Source organism: Mucilaginibacter sp. OAE612 (assembly GCF_041806395.1).
Classification (GTDB): domain Bacteria; phylum Bacteroidota; class Bacteroidia; order Sphingobacteriales; family Sphingobacteriaceae; genus Mucilaginibacter; species Mucilaginibacter rubeus.
In genome coordinates, this window is sequence record NZ_JBGMUW010000001.1 from 5,654,549 (window position 1) to 5,676,877 (window position 22,329).

The 22,329-nt window shown below is 45.6% G+C and carries 14 protein-coding genes; 4 read left to right on the forward strand and 10 right to left on the reverse strand.

What is annotated here, in order from left to right:
* Nucleotides 1–82 precede the first annotated feature (82 nt).
* Entirely contained in the window at nt 83–1,267 is a 1,185-nt protein-coding gene (locus ABID99_RS23535) for an alginate lyase family protein (RefSeq protein ID WP_373615277.1), read from the forward strand.
* A gap of 185 nt (nt 1,268–1,452) precedes the next feature.
* On the opposite strand, the gene ABID99_RS23540 is transcribed toward ABID99_RS23535, so the two are convergent.
* The 5 genes from ABID99_RS23540 to uxuA all read right to left on the reverse strand — a co-directional run bounded on the left by ABID99_RS23540 (nt 1,453) and on the right by uxuA (nt 8,712).
* Complete coding sequence (locus ABID99_RS23540) at nt 1,453–3,081, reverse strand: DUF5597 domain-containing protein (protein ID WP_373615278.1); 1,629 nt, start codon at nt 3,079–3,081, stop codon at nt 1,453–1,455.
* Between the two features lie 42 nt (nt 3,082–3,123).
* Nucleotides 3,124–3,960, reverse strand: a complete 837-nt coding sequence (locus tag ABID99_RS23545; RefSeq protein WP_373615279.1) for an alpha/beta hydrolase — start codon at nt 3,958–3,960, stop codon at nt 3,124–3,126.
* Between the two features lie 10 nt (nt 3,961–3,970).
* Nucleotides 3,971–5,083 carry a glycoside hydrolase family 43 protein gene (locus tag ABID99_RS23550; protein ID WP_373615280.1) on the reverse strand — a complete coding sequence of 371 codons (1,113 nt, stop codon included), beginning with the start codon at nt 5,081–5,083 and terminating at the stop codon, nt 3,971–3,973.
* 23 nt (nt 5,084–5,106) lie between these two features.
* Entirely contained in the window at nt 5,107–7,287 is a 2,181-nt protein-coding gene (locus tag ABID99_RS23555; protein ID WP_373615281.1) for an alpha-glucuronidase family glycosyl hydrolase, read from the reverse strand.
* A gap of 225 nt (nt 7,288–7,512) precedes the next feature.
* Nucleotides 7,513–8,712 (reverse strand): mannonate dehydratase, encoded by a 1,200-nt coding sequence (gene uxuA / locus ABID99_RS23560; protein WP_373615282.1) that lies wholly within the window; start codon nt 8,710–8,712, stop codon nt 7,513–7,515.
* Nucleotides 8,713–8,870: 158 nt separating this feature from the next.
* Between uxuA and ABID99_RS23565 the strand changes: the two genes are divergently transcribed.
* Together ABID99_RS23565 and ABID99_RS23570 are read left to right on the forward strand one after the other, a co-directional pair.
* Nucleotides 8,871–9,899: a LacI family DNA-binding transcriptional regulator gene (locus ABID99_RS23565; RefSeq protein ID WP_188834268.1), complete on the forward strand. Its 1,029-nt coding sequence runs from the start codon at nt 8,871–8,873 to the stop codon at nt 9,897–9,899.
* 12 nt (nt 9,900–9,911) lie between these two features.
* Entirely contained in the window at nt 9,912–10,658 is a 747-nt protein-coding gene (locus ABID99_RS23570; protein WP_188834267.1) for an SDR family NAD(P)-dependent oxidoreductase, read from the forward strand.
* A gap of 27 nt (nt 10,659–10,685) precedes the next feature.
* Here the strand turns inward: ABID99_RS23570 and ABID99_RS23575 are convergent, their stop codons facing one another.
* Nucleotides 10,686–12,209, reverse strand: a complete 1,524-nt coding sequence (locus tag ABID99_RS23575; protein ID WP_373615283.1) for an acetylxylan esterase — start codon at nt 12,207–12,209, stop codon at nt 10,686–10,688.
* A gap of 27 nt (nt 12,210–12,236) precedes the next feature.
* Entirely contained in the window at nt 12,237–14,165 is a 1,929-nt protein-coding gene (locus ABID99_RS23580) for a sialate O-acetylesterase (protein ID WP_373615284.1), read from the reverse strand.
* 193 nt (nt 14,166–14,358) lie between these two features.
* Between ABID99_RS23580 and ABID99_RS23585 the strand changes: the two genes are divergently transcribed.
* Entirely contained in the window at nt 14,359–16,188 is a 1,830-nt protein-coding gene (locus ABID99_RS23585) for an ABC transporter ATP-binding protein (protein ID WP_373615285.1), read from the forward strand.
* Between the two features lie 238 nt (nt 16,189–16,426).
* On the opposite strand, the gene ABID99_RS23590 is transcribed toward ABID99_RS23585, so the two are convergent.
* From ABID99_RS23590 to ABID99_RS23600, 3 genes are all read right to left on the reverse strand, one after another.
* The gene (locus ABID99_RS23590; RefSeq protein WP_373615286.1) at nt 16,427–17,752 is read right to left on the reverse strand and encodes a vanadium-dependent haloperoxidase; all 1,326 of its coding nucleotides are present in this window, start codon (nt 17,750–17,752) and stop codon (nt 16,427–16,429) included.
* A gap of 10 nt (nt 17,753–17,762) precedes the next feature.
* Nucleotides 17,763–20,981, reverse strand: a complete 3,219-nt coding sequence (locus ABID99_RS23595; RefSeq protein WP_373615287.1) for a VCBS repeat-containing protein — start codon at nt 20,979–20,981, stop codon at nt 17,763–17,765.
* Between the two features lie 308 nt (nt 20,982–21,289).
* Nucleotides 21,290–22,318: an arabinogalactan endo-beta-1,4-galactanase gene (locus tag ABID99_RS23600; protein ID WP_373615288.1), complete on the reverse strand. Its 1,029-nt coding sequence runs from the start codon at nt 22,316–22,318 to the stop codon at nt 21,290–21,292.
* Nucleotides 22,319–22,329 lie beyond the last annotated feature (11 nt).

Here is a 22,329-nt window from a genome sequence, read left to right on the forward strand (position 1 = left end):
GGCAATAACACGCCTCGTAACCTTAAGCTTTTTGTTTTATAAGTTATGCCGGTGAAACCAATTGTAAATTAAAAACCAATTTATGAACAGCAAACCAAAAACTACCTTTGCAACCCTGCTGGGCCTGGCCTTTTTTGTGGCGTTATTTTTTACTTATTGCACTAAAAAACAAGTCTCGCCGGCGGCGGCAAGCAACGATGCTACCTCACCGGCATTAAAAACCCAGGCTACCGGCTTTATCCATCCCGGCATTCTCAACACGCAGCAAACGCTTGATTATGTGGGGCAGCAAGCCAATTCAAATGATGCGAACCGGCTTGCGGCTTACCAGTTTGTACTCAACTATTGCAACAACCACAGCCCCAGCGGCGCCTACAAAGCCACTGTACAGGTTGCCGGCGGCGTTACCACGCCCGATGAAATTGCTTTTAAAGGCGATGCCTTGTTAAGCTATGCCCTGGCACTACGCTGGGCTAAAACCGGTAACGCTTCATATGCAACTACCGTAAAACAAATACTCGATGGCTGGGCCAATAGCTTTCAAAACTTCAGTGTAACCGGCTCACAGCCTAACCAGGCTTCGCTTGAGGCTTCATGGGCAGCGCCTACCTTTGCAGCAGCAGCCGAAATCATCAAATATTATATCCCGGCCAGTGGCGTTGGCGGCGGCTGGACTACAACGGAAAATACCCAGTTTGTAAACTTTCTGAACAACATGAAAGATAACTACATCAATAACGTGCCCAACTTTAACAACAACTGGAACGTATCTGCCGGATATGCAAAAATGGCTATCGGTGTGTTTGAAGATAGCCAAACAGTATACCAAAATGGCATAACTGCTGTAAAAACGGTGCTGCCCAATGTAATTGCCTCAGATGGCTCGATGAACGGCGAGATCTGCGGATCGCACAATGATTATGTGCATTACCAGTACTCTCTTACCGGTTTAAGCTATGCCGCCAACATTGCAGGCATCCAGGGGGATTTGTCAATTTACTCGGCCAGCAGCAGTCGCCTGTTAACCGGGTTTAATTACCAATACAAGCTGATGCACGGGACAGTATCGCCGCCATGCTCACCTAACGGTAATGTAAACAACCCCATCTGGCCGGGAATTGAAGTGGCTAATCGTCATTACGGCACTACCGAAACCAGTTACATCGCCAGCAATTATGTATGCGACAGTAACGGCCTGCCTAATGGAGATATCGGTTTCCTATGCTGGACAAACTACACCCATAACAATGTGCCAACCACATTTTAATAAAGCATTCGCTTAATAAAAATTTTATCCCGGCTGCTCCGTTTATGACTGACCTCATTTAACGGAGCGGCTTTTTTTGCTTTATACAGATTGACTTCTGCATTAACGGTGAGGAGCATCCGCAAAATATATAACTGAAATTATTCCCGACATGCCGAAATTAACCCGGTCTGTTTTTGTATGGATCACTTATAATTATAAAGCTTAATCCGCTGGATCCCATATTCGCCCAACGGGATCCTTAAGTGCCTTCCCTGGTGATCTTCATCGCCATTTAAACGGCGTCCCGGCTGCCACTTTCCGTTAACAAATATCCCTTCGTCTACCTGTAAAATACCTGCACGTAGTCCATCTTTTACCGGCTTAAAACTGATGACCAAACCTGTGCCGGCTACATAAAACTCATCATTAGCCAAAGCTGTTATAATACCTCCGGTTAACGGCCAGTTTGCATCCTTTGCTTTGGGCGACCAGCCCAGGGCTAAATCATGCGAAACCGTGAGCATGTAATCGCCCATTTGCAGCCGTATGGTATCCGCATCCTTACTTAACAATACACCATCCATAGTTCCCTTGCGTTTAGCCTTACTAATCTCACCTGATAACTGATGAATGATATTATACGATTGGGAAAGTGGCTCTCCTGCCGTTATGTTATCGGTTTCGATAGAAAAAGGAGAAAAGCCCAGCGCTTTGTAATGGCCAATGGCATAAAAAGCTTTGGCATCCACTCCATCCTCAAAACGATGCTCGGGGATAAACAGGGCATTATCAGGCCGGGTATAACGGTCATTCCAGTACTTAAAGTTAGGGTTATAAAAATCGGGCGACAGCAAGTCAATATCCGGTGCTGCTGCTTTCCATACGTCAATCAAATGCGGCAAGGGGCCTGCAGAAGGGTACTGTCCCGGCTTTTTACCCGGAGCGTTAAGGGCTGCGTTCACATACATTGGCAGCGGGTAAACGGCCTTGCCTGCTTTAGCTACAGCGTTAGCGTATTCGGCAAAGTAACAGGCCATAAACAGCTCGTCGGTAGCCGGGCTTTTGCCAAAAACCGACTCCCAGTTACCTGAAGTTTTACTTCCTCCATCCTGCCATATTTTTTGCATTTCGGGTACAAGCTTGTCTTTGTGCGAATTTAACCAGGAGATTAGCTTTGTCGGGACTTGCCGGTTAAAAGCTTCATCGGCCAGTTTCGAATGATCGCGGGCATCCGGCAGCATACCTATCTCATTTTCAACCTGCACCATCAGTACAGTGCGAAGCTTACTATCGGCCTCCTTAATATGCAGCATTAACGCGCTAAAAGCTTTAATATCTGCCTGCAAAGCATCTTTGGAGAACGGCGTAATGATCTCTTCAGGCCCACATGCACTGTTTGCCACACGTGGGAAACGTTTTTGATCGGTTTTAACCCAACCTGGCGCATAACAGCTCATGCTGTTTTTCCAGGTGCCAAACCAAAGCAGCACCAGTTTCATGTGGTACTGCCGGGCACTTTTAATCAAATCATCAACCAGTGTAAAATTAAACTTGCCCTCTTGTGGCTCCAATAGGTCCCAATAAACCGGCGCTATCACTGTGTTAAGGTGCATTTTTTGCAGTTTGGGCCAAATTGGGGTCATGTAGGCCGCGCTTGAGGCGCTCGAGTTTCCAAGTTCACCGCCTGTCATTAAGTACGGCGCTCCATCTACCAATAATTCAGCATTACCGCCATAATATTGTAAATGTGGTATTGCTTTTACGGTATTTTGTGCCTTAGGTTTAAAGGCTACCAAACAGCACAAAACAAATATCAATATGCGAGCCTTCATAACTCTTTTTGAATACGCGGATATAAAAAACAATCTTATCTGTTACTTACGTGCATACGCCCATGCCAAAGCCTTGAGCATGGTAACAGGTTTACCCGATAAATGAGTAACATCATCAATAATGATATGCTTAAAAACAAGATTTTCATAATGACGGCTTTCCAATAACGCCACCAATTGTTTGTTAGGCACAACCTGTCCCGGAGTTTCCAATCCGCCCACTTCCATAAATACATTTACGGGCAGGCTTTTATGTTTGGCTGCATATTGCTTTTCAGTTTCAAATACAGCTCCGTTACCATAACCCAATGCAGGACTGCCTATCAGGATATTTTTAAACAGCGTGGGCTTTTCAAACAAGGTGTAAGTAGCAAATAAGCCACCCATTGAATATCCATAAAGCGTACGGTTTGTAGGGTCTGCCTTTAAACCGGCATCTATCGCTGGGATCAATTCCTTCTCAATAAAAGCAAGGAATGCCGGCGCACCACCGCTTTCGGCCACATTGGGAAATGCAACCGGTGTGAAATCACGGTTACGTTTGTTGCCGGGCGTACCAATCAGGCCGCCATCGCCAATGGCCACCAATATAGGTTCAGGAATATGATATTCGGCCATCAATAGTCCCAAATACTCCAGCGACGGTGAAAAGTCGTTATCACCATCAACCACATACAATATCGGAAATTTTTGTTTGGCGGTATCATAGCCTGCCGGGTAATGAATATAAATATCATAATCATTACCGGCCAGTTCGGAGTGCATTTGCCGGTGTTCGGAGTTGGGGATAGTAACCGGCTTAACCTGCTGCGCAAAACCATGCGTCCCCAACAAATCAAGCAATAGCAGTAACAGGGTTAAAGCTTTAAGGATTTTCATATCGATGAGATTACAAAAACGGATCGATCAGTTTAATAGATCCATCAGCGTTATGCTGTAGTTCGGTTACCTTTACATTGCGCAGATGCGTTTTGCCTGATAGTTGGGTATCATGATAAAATATATACCATTTACCTTTTACCTCGATGATGGAATGGTGGGTTGTCCACCCCTGAACCGGTTTCATAAACACGCCTTTATAAGTAAATGGCCCAAGCGGACTATCACCTATCGCATAGCAAAGCAAATGTGTATCGCCGGTTGAATAAGTGAAGTAATATTTACCATTGTATTTATGCATCCATGAGCCCTCAAAAAAGCGACGGTCATGATCTTTGGTCAATAATGGTTTACCCAGGCTGTCTAAAATAACAGCATCTTTCACAGCACCGTCAAAAGTTTTCATGTCAGGCTTTAGCAGGGCTACCTTACAGCTTATGGCTGGGGCATCTTCCTGTTTCGAATCGGTCTTTGATCCATCTGCCTCGTATTTACCGGAGATCCAGCGTTGAAGCTGACCACCCCAGATCCCACCGAAATACATGTAGGTTTTACCATCGGTATCCGTAAAAACGGCAGGGTCAATACTGTAACTTCCTGCTATTGGTTCAGGTTCGGCTTTGAACGGGCCAACCGGGCTTGCAGCAGTCGCCACACCAATATGGAATACATCTTTTTTATCCTTTACCGGAAAATACAGGTAATAAGTACCGTTTTTAAAAGCTGCATCAGGCGCCCACAGCTGCCGACCAGCCCAGGGAATATCCTTGATATCAAGTGCCACACCATTATCTGTAACCTTGCCGCCAATACTATCCATCGACAGGATGTGATAATCTTTCATGGCAAAATGGTCGCCGTTATCATTTTCGGGAATACCCGCATCGATATCATGCGATGGATAGATATAAATTTTGCCGTTAAATACATGGGCCGATGGATCGGCCGTGTAAATGGAACTGATGAGCGGCTCGGAAAGATACTTTACTTTTTTGCCTGTATCTGCTTTTGTGCTATCGGCTGTATCAGCTGTTTTTTTTGTTGATGAATCACATGCGCTCAAAATGCACAGTGGTGCAAAAAGCGCGAGGATTAATTTTGCGGTGGTAAATTGCTTGTTCATCGGCGTTTGGTTTATGGTGGTGATTAATTGGTCATGTAATTATTGCCCCCTATGCCCGGCACATAATAAAACTTCATCTTTTTATAATAGTCCAGCGGGTGCTCCGGCTTGGGGTAGATAACCGGGACAGGCATTTTTGAAAATGTTTGGAAATATAAAACACAGGCATCGCGCCAGGTTATTGCCTCGCTTAACTGAACCTGCATCAGTTGTTTTACTTCCGTAAAACGTTCGGCATCTATCCTGCCCTGCATTTTATCCCAGGTAAGGCCCATTTGTTTAACAGAATCGGCCCCCATATAGTAATGATGAACGAGCTCATCCCACAATGATCTTCCGGAACGCATTTTATAGGTCCAGCTTAAATGGTGAAACCACAGCAGGTATTCGTCAGGGCAGGTTTGCAAGTTTCCCCAGTGTGCCTTAACTTCGGGTGCATATTGTAATAGCGCATTACTGCCTGTTCCGGTACGGTCAAAGCCTATCCCAGCCGAATCGGCTTTATGGTAATAAGTGGCATTCCAATCGGGGCGACCGGCATTATCTACCCAGGGACCAGGGCCGTAGTGCGTTGACACCCCCATAATATGGTGCAGCCCAAGCGGGGTCATGTAATTAACTGTATTTTCCCTCGATTGCAGCATGAAGTTTTTTACCGGCGACACAAACCTATCGTCATTAGTAAAAGTCATTTTGAGCCAATCGGCGGCAATTACACCTGGAGACTGGTCAGGGTTCCAGGCCATGCGGCCGAAGGCATACCAGTTAGCCTGAGCAAAGGGATGACCGCACCAGTTTAAATCAGTGCCAATATTAGCCACGCCCGCCATGCCGGTTATCAGTTTTTTGTTAAAATCACCCTTGATCACCCGCGCAACGGTTGTACCTTTTCCAGGCGTATATGTATCCGATTGCAGGCATTCGGCAAACAAAGGCGCTTCATAAACCAAATGGGTTGAAAAGCCAAGATATTCCTGGGTAAGCTGGAACTCCATCATCAGCGGGGTATTGGGCATAGCACCAAACAATGGGTGGAATGGTTCTCTTGGCTGAAAATCTATCGGACCATTTTTTACCTGGATAATCACATTATCCCTAAACTTTCCATCAAAAGGTTTAAATTCATTATAGGCCTGCTTAAAGCGATCGTCGGGTACCTTATTATCATAAACAAAGGCACGCCACATCACTATGCCATGATGAGGAGCTAAAGCATCGGCGAGCATATTTGCTCCATCGGCATGGGTACGGCCATAGCTTTGCGGACCGGGTTGTCCCTCCGAATTAGCCTTCACTAAAAACCCGCCGAAATCAGGGATGTAGCGATAAATTTCATCAGCCTTATCGGCCCACCATTTTTTTACCGCGGGATCAAGCGGATCAGCAGTTTTTAGGCCCCCCAGCTCAACCGGGCTGCTGAATTTTACCGACAGGTAAATCCTGATACCGTATATTCTGAATACCTTGGCCAGCGCCTGCACTTTTAACAAATATTGGGGCGAAAGGATCAGTGCATCGGCATTTACATTATTGACAACCGAGCCATTGATCCCTACCGAAGCATTGGCCCGCGCATAATCAATATAACGTTGGTCAACCACACCTGGCAGCTTGTGCCAGTTCCAGATGGATGAGCCCGCGTAGCCCCGCTCCACGGTACGGTTCAGGTTATCCCAGTGATCCAGTACCCGGTACATCATCCTCGGGTGACCTGAAAGATCAAGTTTATTAATAGATTGATTGGTTTGGATCAGCTTTAAAAAATTAAAAACACCGTACATAACCCCTGCATCGGTGTTGGCCGTTATGATGATACATTTCTTTTGATTGACAAGGGTAGTTTTGATAACATACCCTTCGCTGCCGATGCTATCGGGGGCAGTTATCGAAAAAGCCTTTATTGATTGCGGCGTACCTATTATAATAGTTTGCCCATTGGTTATGCTTTTAGTATCTCGTGGCTTTAGGGCCAGCATTCCATCAAGGCCAGTTAAGAGCTCGATCCTTGCAGCTTTAAGCTGGTCAGACTGTGCCGGGAAGATCATGTTTTGCAATTGTTGCCTGTAAGTAACGGCCATTTGCCGGTTGCTCACCTTATTATATTCAAGCCATAATTTATAGCCATCGTCTGCATACACTTTATTTATCGCCGCCATGAAAAGCAGCACCAGTAAACACACGTTCTTTAATGGATATTTGGCCATGCCGTTATTAAATTCAAGCTTTATAAACCTGTAGGCGGTTTATAAAAACACATAATTGATCTGTTGAAAAACTCATGAATGAAATGGATTAAGATCCCACTTCATTTAGTATGGTTTATAAAGTTTTAGCTTTATGCAATCGATTGCAATATAAAAACTTTTATGACTTTTAGCAATAGGAATTTAATTATTGATTCCTTATTTAAGCTACCTTATTTATTGCAGCTATTGCTCGTCGTACAGAATTCGTTTAATCCCTATCTCCAATCCGCGTAACTCGGCCAGGCCCTTTAACCTGCCAATTACCGAATAGCCGGGATAGGTATCATAATTAAAGTCATCAAGTAGTTTATGCCCGTGATCAGGCCGCATGGGGATAGCCATATCGCTCCGGCCTGCATTTTTACGGGCCATCTGTTCATTGATAATAGCTTTCATCACGGCATACATATCAACACTGCCTGTTAAATGATCGGCCTCATAAAAGCTGCCATCCGGCTGCCGGGCCACGTTGCGCAGGTGTAAAAAGTGGATCTTATTACCCAGTCGACTTATAATTTCAGGAAGATCATTTTTGCCCGATGCACCTAACGAGCCGGTACAAAGCGTGATACCATTGGCAACTGAAGGATAACTATTTACAATATCAGTAAGATCATTTAAGGACGATGCTACACGGGGCAGCCCCAGGATAGGAAACGGGGGATCATCAGGGTGGATACACATTTTAATGCCCAGTTTTTCGGCATATGGGATTATAGCCCGTAAAAAATAAAACAGGTTTTCCTTTAATGCTTGCGTGTTTACCTCACTGTATTTGTTAAGGTATTCTTTAAACTCCGCAATGGTAAAAACCTCGTCTGTACCAGGTAAGCCGGCCAATATTGTATTGGTTAACAGCGTTTTGTCTTCGTCATTCAGCCCATCGAGGTAATGCTTTGCGGCTGCCTGTTGTTCGGCACTAAATTCGTTAAAGGCATCCTCGCGCTTTAAAATATACAAGTCAAAAGCTGCTAAAGCCGGAGCGTTGTAAAGCAAGGCCGAAGCACCGTTTGCTAATCGATAATCAAGATGCGTGCGGGTCCAGTCCAATACGGGCATAAAATTGTAACACACCGTAAAGACTCCCTCCGACGCTAAGTTTTGCAGTGTTTGAATATAATTATCAATGTAGCGGTCACGTTCCGCACTACCAATTTTGATACTTTCATGAATATTTACGCTCTCCACAACCGCCCAGTTAAAGCCTGCGCTTTCAATTACCACTTTCCGCTGCCTGATTTCTTCACGATCCCAAACGTCCCCGCAAGGTATATGATGAAGCGCGGTAACTATCCCGCTTGCTCCCGTTTGTTTTATTGCGCTTAAAGCTACCGGGTCGCCGGGGCCAAACCACCTGAAAGTTTGTTTTAAATCTGGTACCATATTATTTAAAAACGAATTGCTATCAACGCGATAAATTTATGCAATCGATTGCATAAATTTTAAATAATGTGTAATAATTTTATACTTTTATCCCTGAACAATCTGGCTGCGGTTATTACCGAACATGCAACATCGTTTATATATTTTAGATTAACTATATGCCGGACAGCGGAAAAGAGATAACCATATATGACATTGCCGAAAAATTAAAGGTTTCGGCAGCTACGGTTAGCCGTGCGCTCAAAGATCACCCGCGGGTTAATAAAAATACCAAAAAGAAGATTATCAAAGCAGCCGAAGAAATGGGTTACCGCTCCAATTCGTTCGCCAGCAATTTACGCCGTAAAAACAGCAACATCATCGGCGTTATTGTGCCGCGGCTCAACAGCAGTTTCATGTCGGACGTTATTGCAGGCATCGAAAAAGTGGTGAACGACAATAACTACAACCTCATCATCAGCCAGTCGTTAGAAACGATGAAGAAAGAGATCAGCAACGCCAGGGCCATGCTGAATAACCGGGTTGACGGCCTGTTGGTTTCATTAGCTTATGATACCACCAGCATTGAGCATTTTGAACCTTTTATCAAACGCAATATCCCGGTGCTTTTCTTCGACAGGATTTTTGAGCACGAGCAGTATCCGCAAATCTATATCGATAACTTCAAAGCCGCTTATGAGGTAACTAAGCACCTGCTTGAACAGGGCTGCAAACGGATAGTACATATTACCGGAAATCAATTGCGCAATGTTTACGCCGAACGCCTGCGCGGGTATAAAAAAGCTCTTGAAGAACACCAAATTGATTTTGATGGGCAATTGGTGATCATCAACGACCTGAGCGCTAAAGAAGCTGCGGTAGCGGCAGAAACCATTTTACAAATGGATCCGCTGCCCGATGGCATATTTACAGTTAATGATGTCAGTGCCGTTAGCTGTATACAAGTACTGAAAAAGGCAGGCATCAAAATTCCCGAACAGATAGCAGTTGCGGGCTTCAATAATGACCCGGCGGCCTGTGTGATTGAGCCCAATCTCACTACAGTAAATTATAAAGGCTATGAAATGGGTGAGGTTGCCGCCAATATGCTTATCAATCATTTGGCAAACAGGCAGGATCTGCAACAAACGCATAGCCTCATCCTCAGATCGGAATTGATAATACGTGAATCCTCCAGAAGAAAATAACTTAAAAAATCCATGAACTCAAAGACCAAACTTGCTATCGTAACCGGCGGTGCCTCGGGCCTTGGCCTTGCTACCACCAAAAAATTCACAGAGCAGGGCATCAAAACCATCATCATAGGCCGCGACGAGGCAAAACTTATTGCGGCAGTAACACAGCTTGGCGATCTTTGCAGTTACAGGCAATATGATCTGAGTGATACAACCGGTATACCGCAACTGGTAGCAGAAATAGAAGCTGAATTTGGCGCACCTGATATTTTGGTTAATAATGCCGGCATTAACCATAAAAAAGCTTTCGCCCAGGTAACCGATGAAGAGTTCGCCAGAGTGATCCAAACCAATCTTACTTCGGTATTTGCGATAAGCCGCGAGGTAGTAAAAATCATGTTGAAAGCTGGCAGTGGGAGCATAATTAACATCAGTTCGATGGCTGCACAATACGGCATACCGTATGTTATTGCCTATACCGCATCTAAAACCGCCATCGAAGGTATGACAAAAGCCATGGCTACCGAGCTTTCGCCGCAAGGCATCAGGGTTAACTGCGTTGCTCCGGGCTTTATAGCTACAGATATGTCGGCAAAGGCGCTGGATAATGATCCTGCCCGCAAGCAAAAAGTGATGGGCCGTACCCCAATGGGCAAATTAGGTGAACCTGCCGATGTGGCCGAAGCCGTTTATTATTTAGCGACAGATGCCGCCAAATATGTAACCGGGGTTGTTTTACAGGTTGATGGTGGAAATTCGATAGGGTTTTAATAAATTCGGCATGACGTGAAGGAGACGTCATCTTCCGTTTCTTTCTTTACCATAATGCATCAGCTTATTAGCCCAGGCGATAAAATATTTTACGTTTGGGGCATCGGTATGCCCCCCATCATGCTGACGCCAGGCGAGCTCGCCATCAAGCAAGCCAGTATTAACCGGCGGCATTTTTTCGGTTTTATAATCGTTTGAAACGCCGAGGTCCTTTGCACCAAGCAGCTTAAACACCGAGCCCGCAGCTACAGTTGCCATATAGCTTCCCTGCTGATCAAGCCATTTGGCATCGCCCTGTTCCGGCACGCCATAGCTTATAAAAGTAAACCTCGGCGCACACAAGGCAATCAGTTCATGCGCATCTACCGGAAGGTCTTTCGCGGTTTTAGCACCGAATACAGCATCCGATGCGCCATATTTCATAAAGTTACCGGCCATCCAGTAGTATTCGCCGCCGGTAAGGCTTTCAACCGCTTCGCCAAAGTTCCGACGATGCAGCTTGGCCCCTCCCTCACCCGACGAACCTATCAACCCCATGGCAAACCTTCGTTCAAAAGCAAGTGTTACCAGCGCTGCCTTTCCATAGCGGGAAACACCTTCAATACCTACATGTTTGGCGTCAACCGCAGGTTCTGTTTCCAGGTAATCCAATGCGCGTGCCGCTCCCCACGACCAGGCACGTAAAGCTCCCCAATCCTCCGGCTTACGGGGCTGGCCTTTGTTCACTAAACCGATGATCCCTTTAGTTAAACCTTCCCCGTTATCCGCCTGGATAGACGACGGATCTATAAGTACATACCCCCATCCATTGGCAATTAGTTGCGTGGCAGTCGGTGGGTCGCCTTTCATCCCTGGAAAACCACCGGGACCAAAGGGAGATTGTTCGGCAATAGGATTATAAGCGGGATATTGCTCAAAAATAGTTTTAAACTCGGGATGTTCTTTTAAAAGAAGTTCTTTCAATGCAGCGTTGATTTTTTCCACATCAGCAGCGGGAGGCTGCGCCGGCGCCGGTAGCGCGCTTCGGCCAAACATCATCAATACCGGTACCGGTCCTTTGGTATTTGCGGGGAGCACTAAGGTCATTTCGATATTGACGTTGATAAGCGGATAAGCCGTATTATCAACATGGCCTATCAGTTGTTTGGCAATCACCGGATAAAAGCCAACCCGCTCTTTATCGGTTATTTTAACCGTCCAGGTTACTTTCGGTACATTAGCAGGGATGCGGCCATAAACCTCACGCTCCATATCCTTCACAATTTGGGGGCGGCGCTGTTTCCACCACATTTCGGCTGTAGTTACCTTTTTACCATTCTTTAGTGTAAGGGCGTCAGGCAAATCAGGATAAGGATTAGCCAGCGCTTCATCATAATTAGCATGATTAGGGGCCGATTCATCGCCGCTTGGCCCGTTACGCAAGGTTTTAATTCCTAATTGCTTCATCATATACTGATGGTCATGGTCAGCAGTGAAATTTACCGGGGCCGGGGTTTGCGCTTTCGCCGCAATGGCCCATGTGAGTAAGAAAAAGAAGGCAGTACTTTTCATCGCCCCTGGTTTCAAATTAGTTTATGGTTATTGCAGTTTACCGGTTTGGAAAGGTGATGCCGGCAAGCCTTCTTTATTATAAAGGTTCGCGCCATCCGGGTTATCGGCCCAGGCATACCTTACGTAAAGCGGTGCAGGGATTTTATCGCTCCAAACCAACACCTTACCTCCATTAATAATTGCCTTTGCCCAAACAAACTTTTTATCAGCCCCGGCGATGGCAAATTGTGACAGTTCCTCGCCATCAATAGCGACAAGCCCCGCACCTGTATTTTTAAAAGCAATCTCAATCTTATTCCCCTCAATTTTAGCCGATTGGTAAATCGGGCCGGATGGTACTACATTCACATCGCCATAAGCAACATTTTCGGCAGCGCGGGCAAGCCTCTCACCCACTGTTTTTTTATTAAGAGGGTGGATATCATTCCACTCGCCGGCATCAATGGTTACCGCCATACCAGTATTGGGCACTTCAAGGGCCTCAAGCTGACCGGCGCGTAATTGCGCCCAGTCGCTTTCTGTTGGCGAATACTGTACCTCGTTAAAGTTTGGAAGCTGGGCGTAAATAAAGGGAAGATTACCTTGTTGCCAGCGATTCCGCCAGTCGGCAATAAGAGCCTTTAACAAGGTTCCATATTCGGATGCGCGGCTGGAATTACTTTCGCCCTGGTACCAAACTATACCTCTAATAGTATAATTGATAGCGGGCGCTACCATGGTGTTGTAAAGCCCGGTAGGTTCATTCTGGGCCGAAAATTCCGGTTTCATCCTAACGGGTTCAAACACCTGCCCAACTTTGTACTGCCAGTCGCCGCGAAGGTCGATGGTATCACCGGCTATTGCCAAATAGTACCGTTTATCAGGCACAAAACCGCCTTTGCCCGATGCATTGGTAATGCGAACCACAATAATATTTTTGCCCGGCTTTAATAAACCGGCAGGTACCGAGTAACGCCTTGGCGGATACTGATAGGTAATGTTCCCCACCTTTTTGCCGTTAACATAGGTTTGATCGGCATCTATTATCCTCCCTAAATACAGCTTGGCCGCTCTACTCTGTGCCGATGCGGGCAGTGTGATTTCTTTCCTGAACCATACCACGCCATTCAGGCCTTTTACTCCCTGATCGGCCCAGTAGCCCGGCAGCCAGAAACGGTGCCAGTTATGCGGCTGATAGGTGGTATCATACCATGGTTTAGGCTCATTTAAGCCTTTATCTGCGTCAAGCGGTTCCACTGGTTCCGGGTGCTTTTTTAATACACTGTCCATAAATGCCGTATTGCTGAACTGGGCAATCCTGTTATGATATGATTGAATGTTCTTTAAGCCCTCGCTGCTGATCCATGCCTCAATAGGCGTACCGCCCACACTTGAGTTGATGATACCTATAGGCACATGATATTTTTGATAAAGCTGTTTAGCAAAAAACCACGATGTGGCACCAAAACCTAAAACAGTTACAGAATCTGCCTTAACCCATTTACCAGGTAACAGATCCGAATGTTGCCTGGTTACGTCAGATTCCGTTTTAACAAAAAAATTCCTGATCTGCGGATAATTGGCTTTTGCTATTTCATCAGGATATTTTTCCTTAACCCGCTCCATAGGCAAAACCATATTCGATTGCCCGGAACAAAACCATACATCGCCAATTAAAATGTCCCGGATAGTAATAAGATTATTACCGGTGATTTCCATAGTATACGGCCCCCCGGCTTTCATTGGCTGAAGGGCAATTTTCCAGGAACCGCTTTCGTCAGTAACGGTGCGGTATGTTTTATGCTGAAAATTAACGGTGATCTTTTCGCTTGCATCGGCCCATCCCCAGATCTTTACTTTGGCATCGCGCTGTAATACCATGCCATCGGCAACCAGTTGCGGCAGGCGCACTATTCCATAACACGGTAATATTAAACAAGCTAACAGCGCGACAAGTAATAGCTTCACCGACCTCATAACTCCGAAATATTTATTGATGGTTTATTTGACTAAGTAACAAATAAAAAAAGATTTGTGCAATCGATTGCACAAATCTTTTTCATTTTAATTCCTAATTAGTCAGTAAACGATCATAAATGTGTTCATAGTCCTGCAACGCAGTAGCAATGAACATTTTTTTGTTTAAAATCGCATTTATCAAAACCGGAAGATGGCTAAAACAAGAAATATCAAACCAGAGCAAAAGATCTCATTCAGAGAGCGCTTGTCGGCATTAAGCAATCTCCCTGGGTTTTTCAGGCTGGTATGGCAAAGCAGTCCGGGTAAAACAACAGCAAGCTTTTTGTTACGTATTATACGTTCGGCCATGCCGGTTGCCTTGTTGTACGTAGGTAAGCTGATCATTGATCAGGTAGTATTGCTCAACCGCCACGGCGGAAGCCAGCATGAATTATGGGAACTGGTTATTATCGAGTTTTTGCTTGCGGTGGCAACCGACGGCCTAAACCGGATGATCAGCCTGATGGACAACCTGTTGGGTGATCTTTTTGCCAACTATACCTCCATGCGTATCATGCGCCATGCGGCCACACTGGACCTGGAGCAGTTTGAAGATTCTGTTTTTTATGATAAACTGGAGCGTGCCCGGCAGCAAACCGTTGGGCGTACCGTGCTTTTATCACAGGTGATGAGCCAGATCCAGGATTTTATATCCATGGCTTTCCTGCTTACCGGTTTACTGACTTTAAATCCCTGGCTGATCCTGTTACTACTCATTTCTATCATCCCTTCGTTTCTGGGCGAAAGCTATTTCAACAGCCAGAATTATGCACTCACCCGTAGCCAGACACCCGAACGAAGAGAGCTTGATTATGTACGCTACCTTGGCGCGAGCGACGAAACAGCTAAGGAAGTCAAGATCTTCGGCCTGTCTGATTTTATTATAAACCGCTTTAAAACGTTATCAGATAAATTTTATGCAGATAACAGCAAATTAGCCGTGCGGCGTTCGGCCTGGGGCACCTTCTTTTCTGTCTTAGGCAGTGTTGGCTACTATGCCGCGTATGGTTTTATTATTTATCAAACTGTTACGGGTAAGTCTTCTGTAGGTACGCTTACTTTCCTGGCGGGCTCATTCCGGCAATTGAGCAGCTTGATGGAAAATTCGCTGAACCGGTTTACATCAGTTTCACAGGGGGCTATCTACCTCAATGATTTCCATGAGTTTTTTGAGATCAAACCAAAGATCAAAGTTGCTGCTTCTCCTTTACCATTTCCAAACCCAATAAAGCAAGGGTTCACATTTGAGGACGTCGGTTTCAAATACAATAATGCAGAATCATGGGCCAACAGGCACCTGAACTTCACCCTGCACCCCGGCGAAAAAATTGCGCTGGTAGGCGAGAATGGCGCCGGCAAAACAACACTTGTCAAATTATTGGCCCGCCTGTACGATCCTACAGAAGGGCGTATCCTGCTGGATGGCGCGGATTTGAGAGACTATGACATTGCCGATCTCCGGTTAAACCTGGGCATTATTTTCCAGGATTATATCCGTTACCAGATGAGCTTTTCGCAGAATATTGCGGTAGGAAACATTGATGAGCAGGACAATACCGAACTAATCCGTAAAGCTGCCCAGGAAAGCCTTGCAGACGCGCTTGCAGCCAAACTTCCGCTGGGATACGAGCAATGGCTGGGCAGGCGGTTTAACGAAGGTGTTGAATTATCGGGCGGCGAATGGCAGAAAGTTGCACTGGCAAGAGCCTATATGAAAGATGCACAGGTGCTCATCCTTGACGAGCCTACTGCAGCGCTTGATGCCCGGGCCGAGTATGAGGTATTCCAGCGTTTTTCGTCCTTAACCCAGGGTAAATCGGCTGTGCTTATTTCCCACCGGTTTTCAACAGCAAGGCTCGCTGACAGGATCATCGTATTGGAAAAGGGCAAAATCCTTGAGGCTGGCACACATCAGGAACTAATGGCAAACAATGGCCGTTACGCCGAGTTATTTAGCTTGCAGGCTGCGGGATATCAGTAAGGGATGATATTTAAGCAAACATCCTTTGGGCTTTGAAGAAGAAATGACAAAAGATGGCCCGTCACCCTGAGCTTGTCGAAGGGTCGCGCGCAGAGGCCAGCCCACCATGCTTCGAGGGCCTACCCATGACACCCTTTTTAAGTTGTCATGAGAGATGAAAGCACCATCTTCGCCCTGTATAGCAACTCCACTTATCGAAAAACCCTTTCGCCGCCGCTCATAACAACCATGCTTATATCTACAACTTCCTTTGCCCGCTCATTTTAGCAACAACCAGGTTGCCCACTTTATTCCCCTGAACGATACCATTATCAATAGCATCCATAAAATGAATGCCTCCCCAAAATCTTGAAATAGCGGCTTCTTTGGCAGCCTGTGTAAACGAACTGAAATGCCTTGGCGGGATGCCATAATTTACTTCCACATCATCGGTATATTTAAACTTATCGCCCAGGTAATGCGTGAGGATAACCGCAGCCGTTGTTGAAACCACCGAATGCCCGCTGATATATTCCGGGAACGGAGGGGTTTGCAACAAGGGTTTCCAATGCGGGTCTATATACCTGCGGATGGCCGTTTCGGGCCTGATGCGGTTGGTGCGGTATTTATCTTCCCAGCAGCAAATAAAACCATCCAGCAGGCCTATGGCTACAGCGGTATTGATCTGCACCGTTTTAGAGAAACCGGTTTTGGCCTGCTTACAGGCAATAGCCGTTATCCCCATCCAGTGTGCCCCCGGCGAGATCTTTTTTAGGCCAATAAGCATGTGCCCGTCATTTTGAACGGCAAAAGGGTTACAATCCCAAAAATTGGCAATATCTTTTTCTTCCTGCTTTAAGGCATTGCCACTTTTGGCGTAGCTCATCTGCAGGTATTTATAAAAAGCTGAGTTTTTATCCGTTGAAAATGGAATGGGCGCATCAGGCACAAATTGTGCGGCCGAATCAAGCGTCATGGGACGGATGGTATTAAAATAAGGCTCAACCGGCAACATGTAAGCAGGTGGGGTCAGGTCCCAGCTACCGGGTGTTTGCTTAAGCTTATAGCGTGGATAGTTACTTATTTTCCGGTAACCATCGGCCCTGGCATAAGCCAGGATCTGTTTACTGATTGTTTTGGCATAGCTTTTTGAACTGTCGATAACTTCGCTGCTGAAGCCGATGTTTTTGCACGAATCAATAAAGGAAGACTCGTAGCCCAGCATTAAGGTACCCGATGGCAACAGCCTGGCAGATGTTTCAAACATGGCCAGTACCGCGCTTAGCTGATAATTATAACCGGTATTTTGTTTGGGGTGTTTGATATCCGGATATTGATTCAATACACCGCGCATACTATGGGTCTGTTTGTCGTTTTCGGCAACTACCTCATACCCGGCAAGGCAGGTATAAGCAAAAAAACGGGCGGCCAATGGCGGGTTGGTAACATCATGGATCATTACGCTGGTCATATGGCCAACAACTTTGCTCACGTCCTGGTTGGTTAGTTCGGGTTGCTTTTTCGGGCTGCAGCTTATCATCGCAAATAAGCCACAGGCAGGTATTAGCATTAACAGTTTTTTCATTGCCTTTGTATTATTGCTTGTATGCCTTTAGTTTGCCTTTATCAAGGGCAAATAGTAAAACATTATTTAATGGAAGTACGCTCCTGACATCTCCCCGGATGCTGAAGCCCGATTGCTGCTGGTTTATGTATTGATAATTACCCCTGCCATCCCCCTTTAGCAATACGCCATAGTTAGCATCATATTTACCGAAACGGATGCGGGCCTTGTTGATGTTGCCGCAAAGCAAAATATCCTCCTTGCCATCATGGTCATAATCAAATGAAGTAATGGTAAAAACCGGCGAATACTGGGCCTGTAAAGGTAACGTCGCCTGCTTTAATTTTCCTTGTGCATTACTGATAAAGCATGCTGTAGCCAGTTCATTAGCTGTCAGTTTTTTTACATCTTTCATCTCTTCGGCAGTAAAGATCTTGTCCATGGTAGCATCGGCGTAGCTTTTATAATCGGGGAACCGGCCGCGCATGACACTCATCTGGTCAAGCAATTCATCACGGCTTACAAAGGGGTAACTTTTATGCTGAATGTAAAAACAAAGCATCGGGTCAACGGAGCCGTTATCATCAAAATCTTTATAAAACATTTCCGCAGGCTCGGCGTCGCTTGCTTTACATTGCGTATTTAAACCTACGTTTCCGGCTATAATATCCGGATGGCCGTCATGGTTGATGTCGCTTACCTGTAAGCAGTTCCACCAGCCGGTATACTTTTTATCAAAGTATTTTGTTGTGGCATCGGTTAGCTTAGTGCCGCTATTTTCAAAAACCGTGATCGGCATCCATTCGCCGGCCAGCACCAGGTCGGGCTTTTTATCACCGTTCATATCAACCCAGGCAGCATCGGTCACCATCCCTATATTTTTCAATGCCGGGTTATATTTTGCGGTTTCGTTGGTAAAATGCCCCTTGCCATCATTGATCAAAATATAGCTTTCGGGCGCTTCGGGATACTGCCCGGGTATTACCCTGCCGCCGACAAATAAATCGGGAAAACCATCGCCATTGATATCGGCTGCTTTAACACAGCTTTTACTGCTGATCATTTTGGGCAAAGCGTTGTTTGTCTTGTTAAAATTTCCTTTGCCATCATTGAGATAAAGCCTGTCCTGCAGCAGCGCGTCATCCGGTTTATAATCTGCATAGCCGCCGGAGGCTACATACAGATCGGGCTTACCATCGCCATTGGCATCAAAAAATAAAGCGGCGGCATCGGTACTGTTTTTATCGGCTTCAAAGGCGGGTACAGCTTTGCTGATAAATTTCCCATCCTTTTGCTGCAGGTACAAAACACCGGCTTTGCCATCATGCGCGCCGGTGTAAATATCCTCAAGCCCATCGCCATTTGCATCGCCTTTGGTAAGGATGGAGCCTGAAAACGATATGGAGTTAACCATTAATGGCTGCCTTTTAAAATCATTGGTAGTGTTATCGATTTCGCTGCTTGCTATAAGGGCCGGCACCTCTTTAAATATTGGATTGATCTGTTCTCGTACAGGACTTGCAGCCGTGGCGTCCTTTTCGTTTAAAACAAGTTGTTTATCGGCTTTTATTTTTTGAAGTACCTGTGATTTACCGCTTTGCCAGGTAATCCTTAATGAATCTACCTGCTTATCTTTTCCCAATCCAAAGTGCAGTACTGTTGAAACGGTTGACTGGTAACCACGGTTTGGCATTTGCTCCAGGTATTGCGTTTTATTGCCCGAATAGATGCTCACCTTAGCACCTACTCCCTGCGTGTTTGCACCATTGCCGTTTAATTTTATCGATAAATAATGATTATCATTCTGTTTAGCGGCCTGGTTTTCATAAACAAAAGCCGGCTGATTGATATTATTTACCACCAGATCAAGGTCACCGTCATTATCCAGATCGGCATAAGCGGCGCCGTTACTGTTTGATGGCATCGTTATGCCCCATTGCTCGCTTGTATTGGTAAATGTGGTATTGCCATTATTTTTAAACAGGTAACTTTTCATTTGCGATGATGGCATCTGGCTTACAATATCCAGGAGGTCCTGCCGCATTACGCGCCTGTCTTTAAGGTTATCGCCCATAAACTTCAGGAAATCCATGTTGGTGTAGTCACGGGTATAACCGTTACTTACAAACAGGTCTTTCCAGCCATCATTATCATAATCGGCAAAAAGGGGCGACCAGCTCCAATCTGTATTGGAGATGCCTGCCAGCTGTCCTATCTCGCTAAACGAGTTATTGCCGTTATTGATCTGCAGCATATTACGCATATACTGATAATAAAAGCCTACCCTCAGGTTCAGGTCGAAGGCTTCATAATTATCAATACCGAACAGCAGTTTTTGCCGCTTGTTATCTTCGGGAAGCATATCCAGGGTGTAGATATCGGGTTTGCCGTCATTATTAATATCGGCTACATCATTCCCCATGGAGTAAAACGAGCTATGGCCTATCTGCTTCTGAAGCTCATCGGCAAAACTGCCTTTGCCATTATTAATGTACAACCTGTCGGGAATGCTGTAATCATTGGATACATAGATATCCGGCCAGCCATCGCCGTTAATATCGGCGATACCTGCTGCAAGGCCGTATGATAGCGGTGTATTGATAATGCCTGCACCGACGGTAACGTCAGTAAAATGATTATTGTCATTCCGCAGCAGCCTGATCCCTGATTCGTTATCCCTTTTGGCCGACATCTCCTTAACAAAGGCATCATCCATAATACTGATCCGGCCTGGGTTGTGGTTAATTAACAACAGGTCGAGATCACCGTCCCTGTCATAATCAAAAAAGTATGCCTGTGTACTGAATGATGGAAAATCGAGGCCAAAATCAGCGGTCTGGTCTTTAAACATGGGCACTCCGGCGGCATTGTTTCCCTGGTTTATGAATAATTGGTTAACCCGCTTCCCGGCCCGTACTTTACCCGAATAACATATGTATATATCCAGCTTACCGTCACCGTTAACATCGGCCATGGTTACACCTGTTTTCCAGGGACCGGGCCTGCCTGCTACACCGGCATCAGCAGTGATATCCTTAAATTGCATATTGCCCTGGTTCAGGTACAATTTATTATCGGTCATATTGCCGGTAAAATAAAGGTCCTGCAGGCCATCGCCGTTTAAGTCTCCAACTGCCACGCCACCACCATTATAAAAATACTCGTACATCAGCACGTTGGTGTTTAATCCTTCGGTTAAGGTATTGGCGAATTCAACATGGGTTTGTTCCGGCTGCAACAGTTTAAACAAGGGTTGTTGTGAGTTGGCAGAGGGTTCATGATTGCACCCTGCAAATAACGCCAGAGCACATACAGCAGGAAACATCAAAAACGATCGTTCTTTTCGCGTTTTAAGCGGGAGGGGGCACCGGAATATCTTCATTTTGGTTTATTGTGGCTGCGATAAATAGGCATCGCAAATTTGATGTCAATATAACAATTATTCTACATGCAAAGCATTTTTAGAAAAATCGCTTTAAGAAGCTATATATAGTGACTCTGCAAATTGGAATTGCCCTTATTTATCCTATGACAAAGCCAAAGCGTATCATGATCCTCCTATTCAAGGGGCAGCCGAATATGATATTGTTTACTAATGCTGTCATAAGTAGCCATATGCGCATTAGTATTCCCCTGTTTATCCACAAAGGTTTCGCCCCAGCTAAAGGGCTCCCAAATAAAAGAGCCTTTAACTTTATTACCAGGTAATGAAAAAGCTATATCATTTACCTCGCGTTTGCGCTGCGAATATTCCACCACTATCACATCCTGTTTATAACGGGCGGTGAGGTCGGTAAGGTTGTTGCGTAAACTATCCGGTGTGCCATGCCACTCGGGATAATATGATTGGCCAATGATATCGAAATTAACGCCGCGTTTGAGCATGTTATCTACAAAGTATCTTGATTCTGCATATTGCCCGCCGCAGGCAATATGCAGCATTACCCTGATATTGCCGCTCACGCTCCTGACACCGTTAATGCCAGCCTTTAAAAAGCCAGCCAGGGTATCCAGGTTTTTGACACGGCCGTCGGGCCATAAAATGCCGTGGTTAATTTCGTTACCTACCTGCACCATATCGGGCAGCGTGCCCTGCTTTTTTAGGGCCAGCAATGTAAGCCGGGTAAATGCCTTTATAGAATCCTGCAGTTGCTGGTTGTTGAGCCTTTTCCAGGCGGCGGGTTTGTATTGCTTACCGGGATCAGCCCAGTTATCACTGTAATGAAAATCAAGTAAAAAGCCCATTCCGGCTTCTTTAATACGCAGGGCCATCTTCTTGGTATCTTCCAAACCACAATAGCCTTTTGCCGAGTATCCGCTATCGGCCTTAGGATTATTGAATATACGAAGCCGTACATAGTTAAAGCCATGATCTTTCAAAATGGTGAAAGGGTCCTTGTTTACGCCGTTATCATAAAACTTATGCCCTCCAGCTTCCAACTGGGGGATAAATGAAATATCGGCGCCCATGATCTGCTTAAACTTAAGCGGAACGTTTTTAGCCGGCGAATATTTGTAGGCAGATAAAGCGCTGGTGCATGCCAGGCTTATTGCTATTAATAGCAGTTTGTTTATTTTAATTTTCATGTACCCCGCTT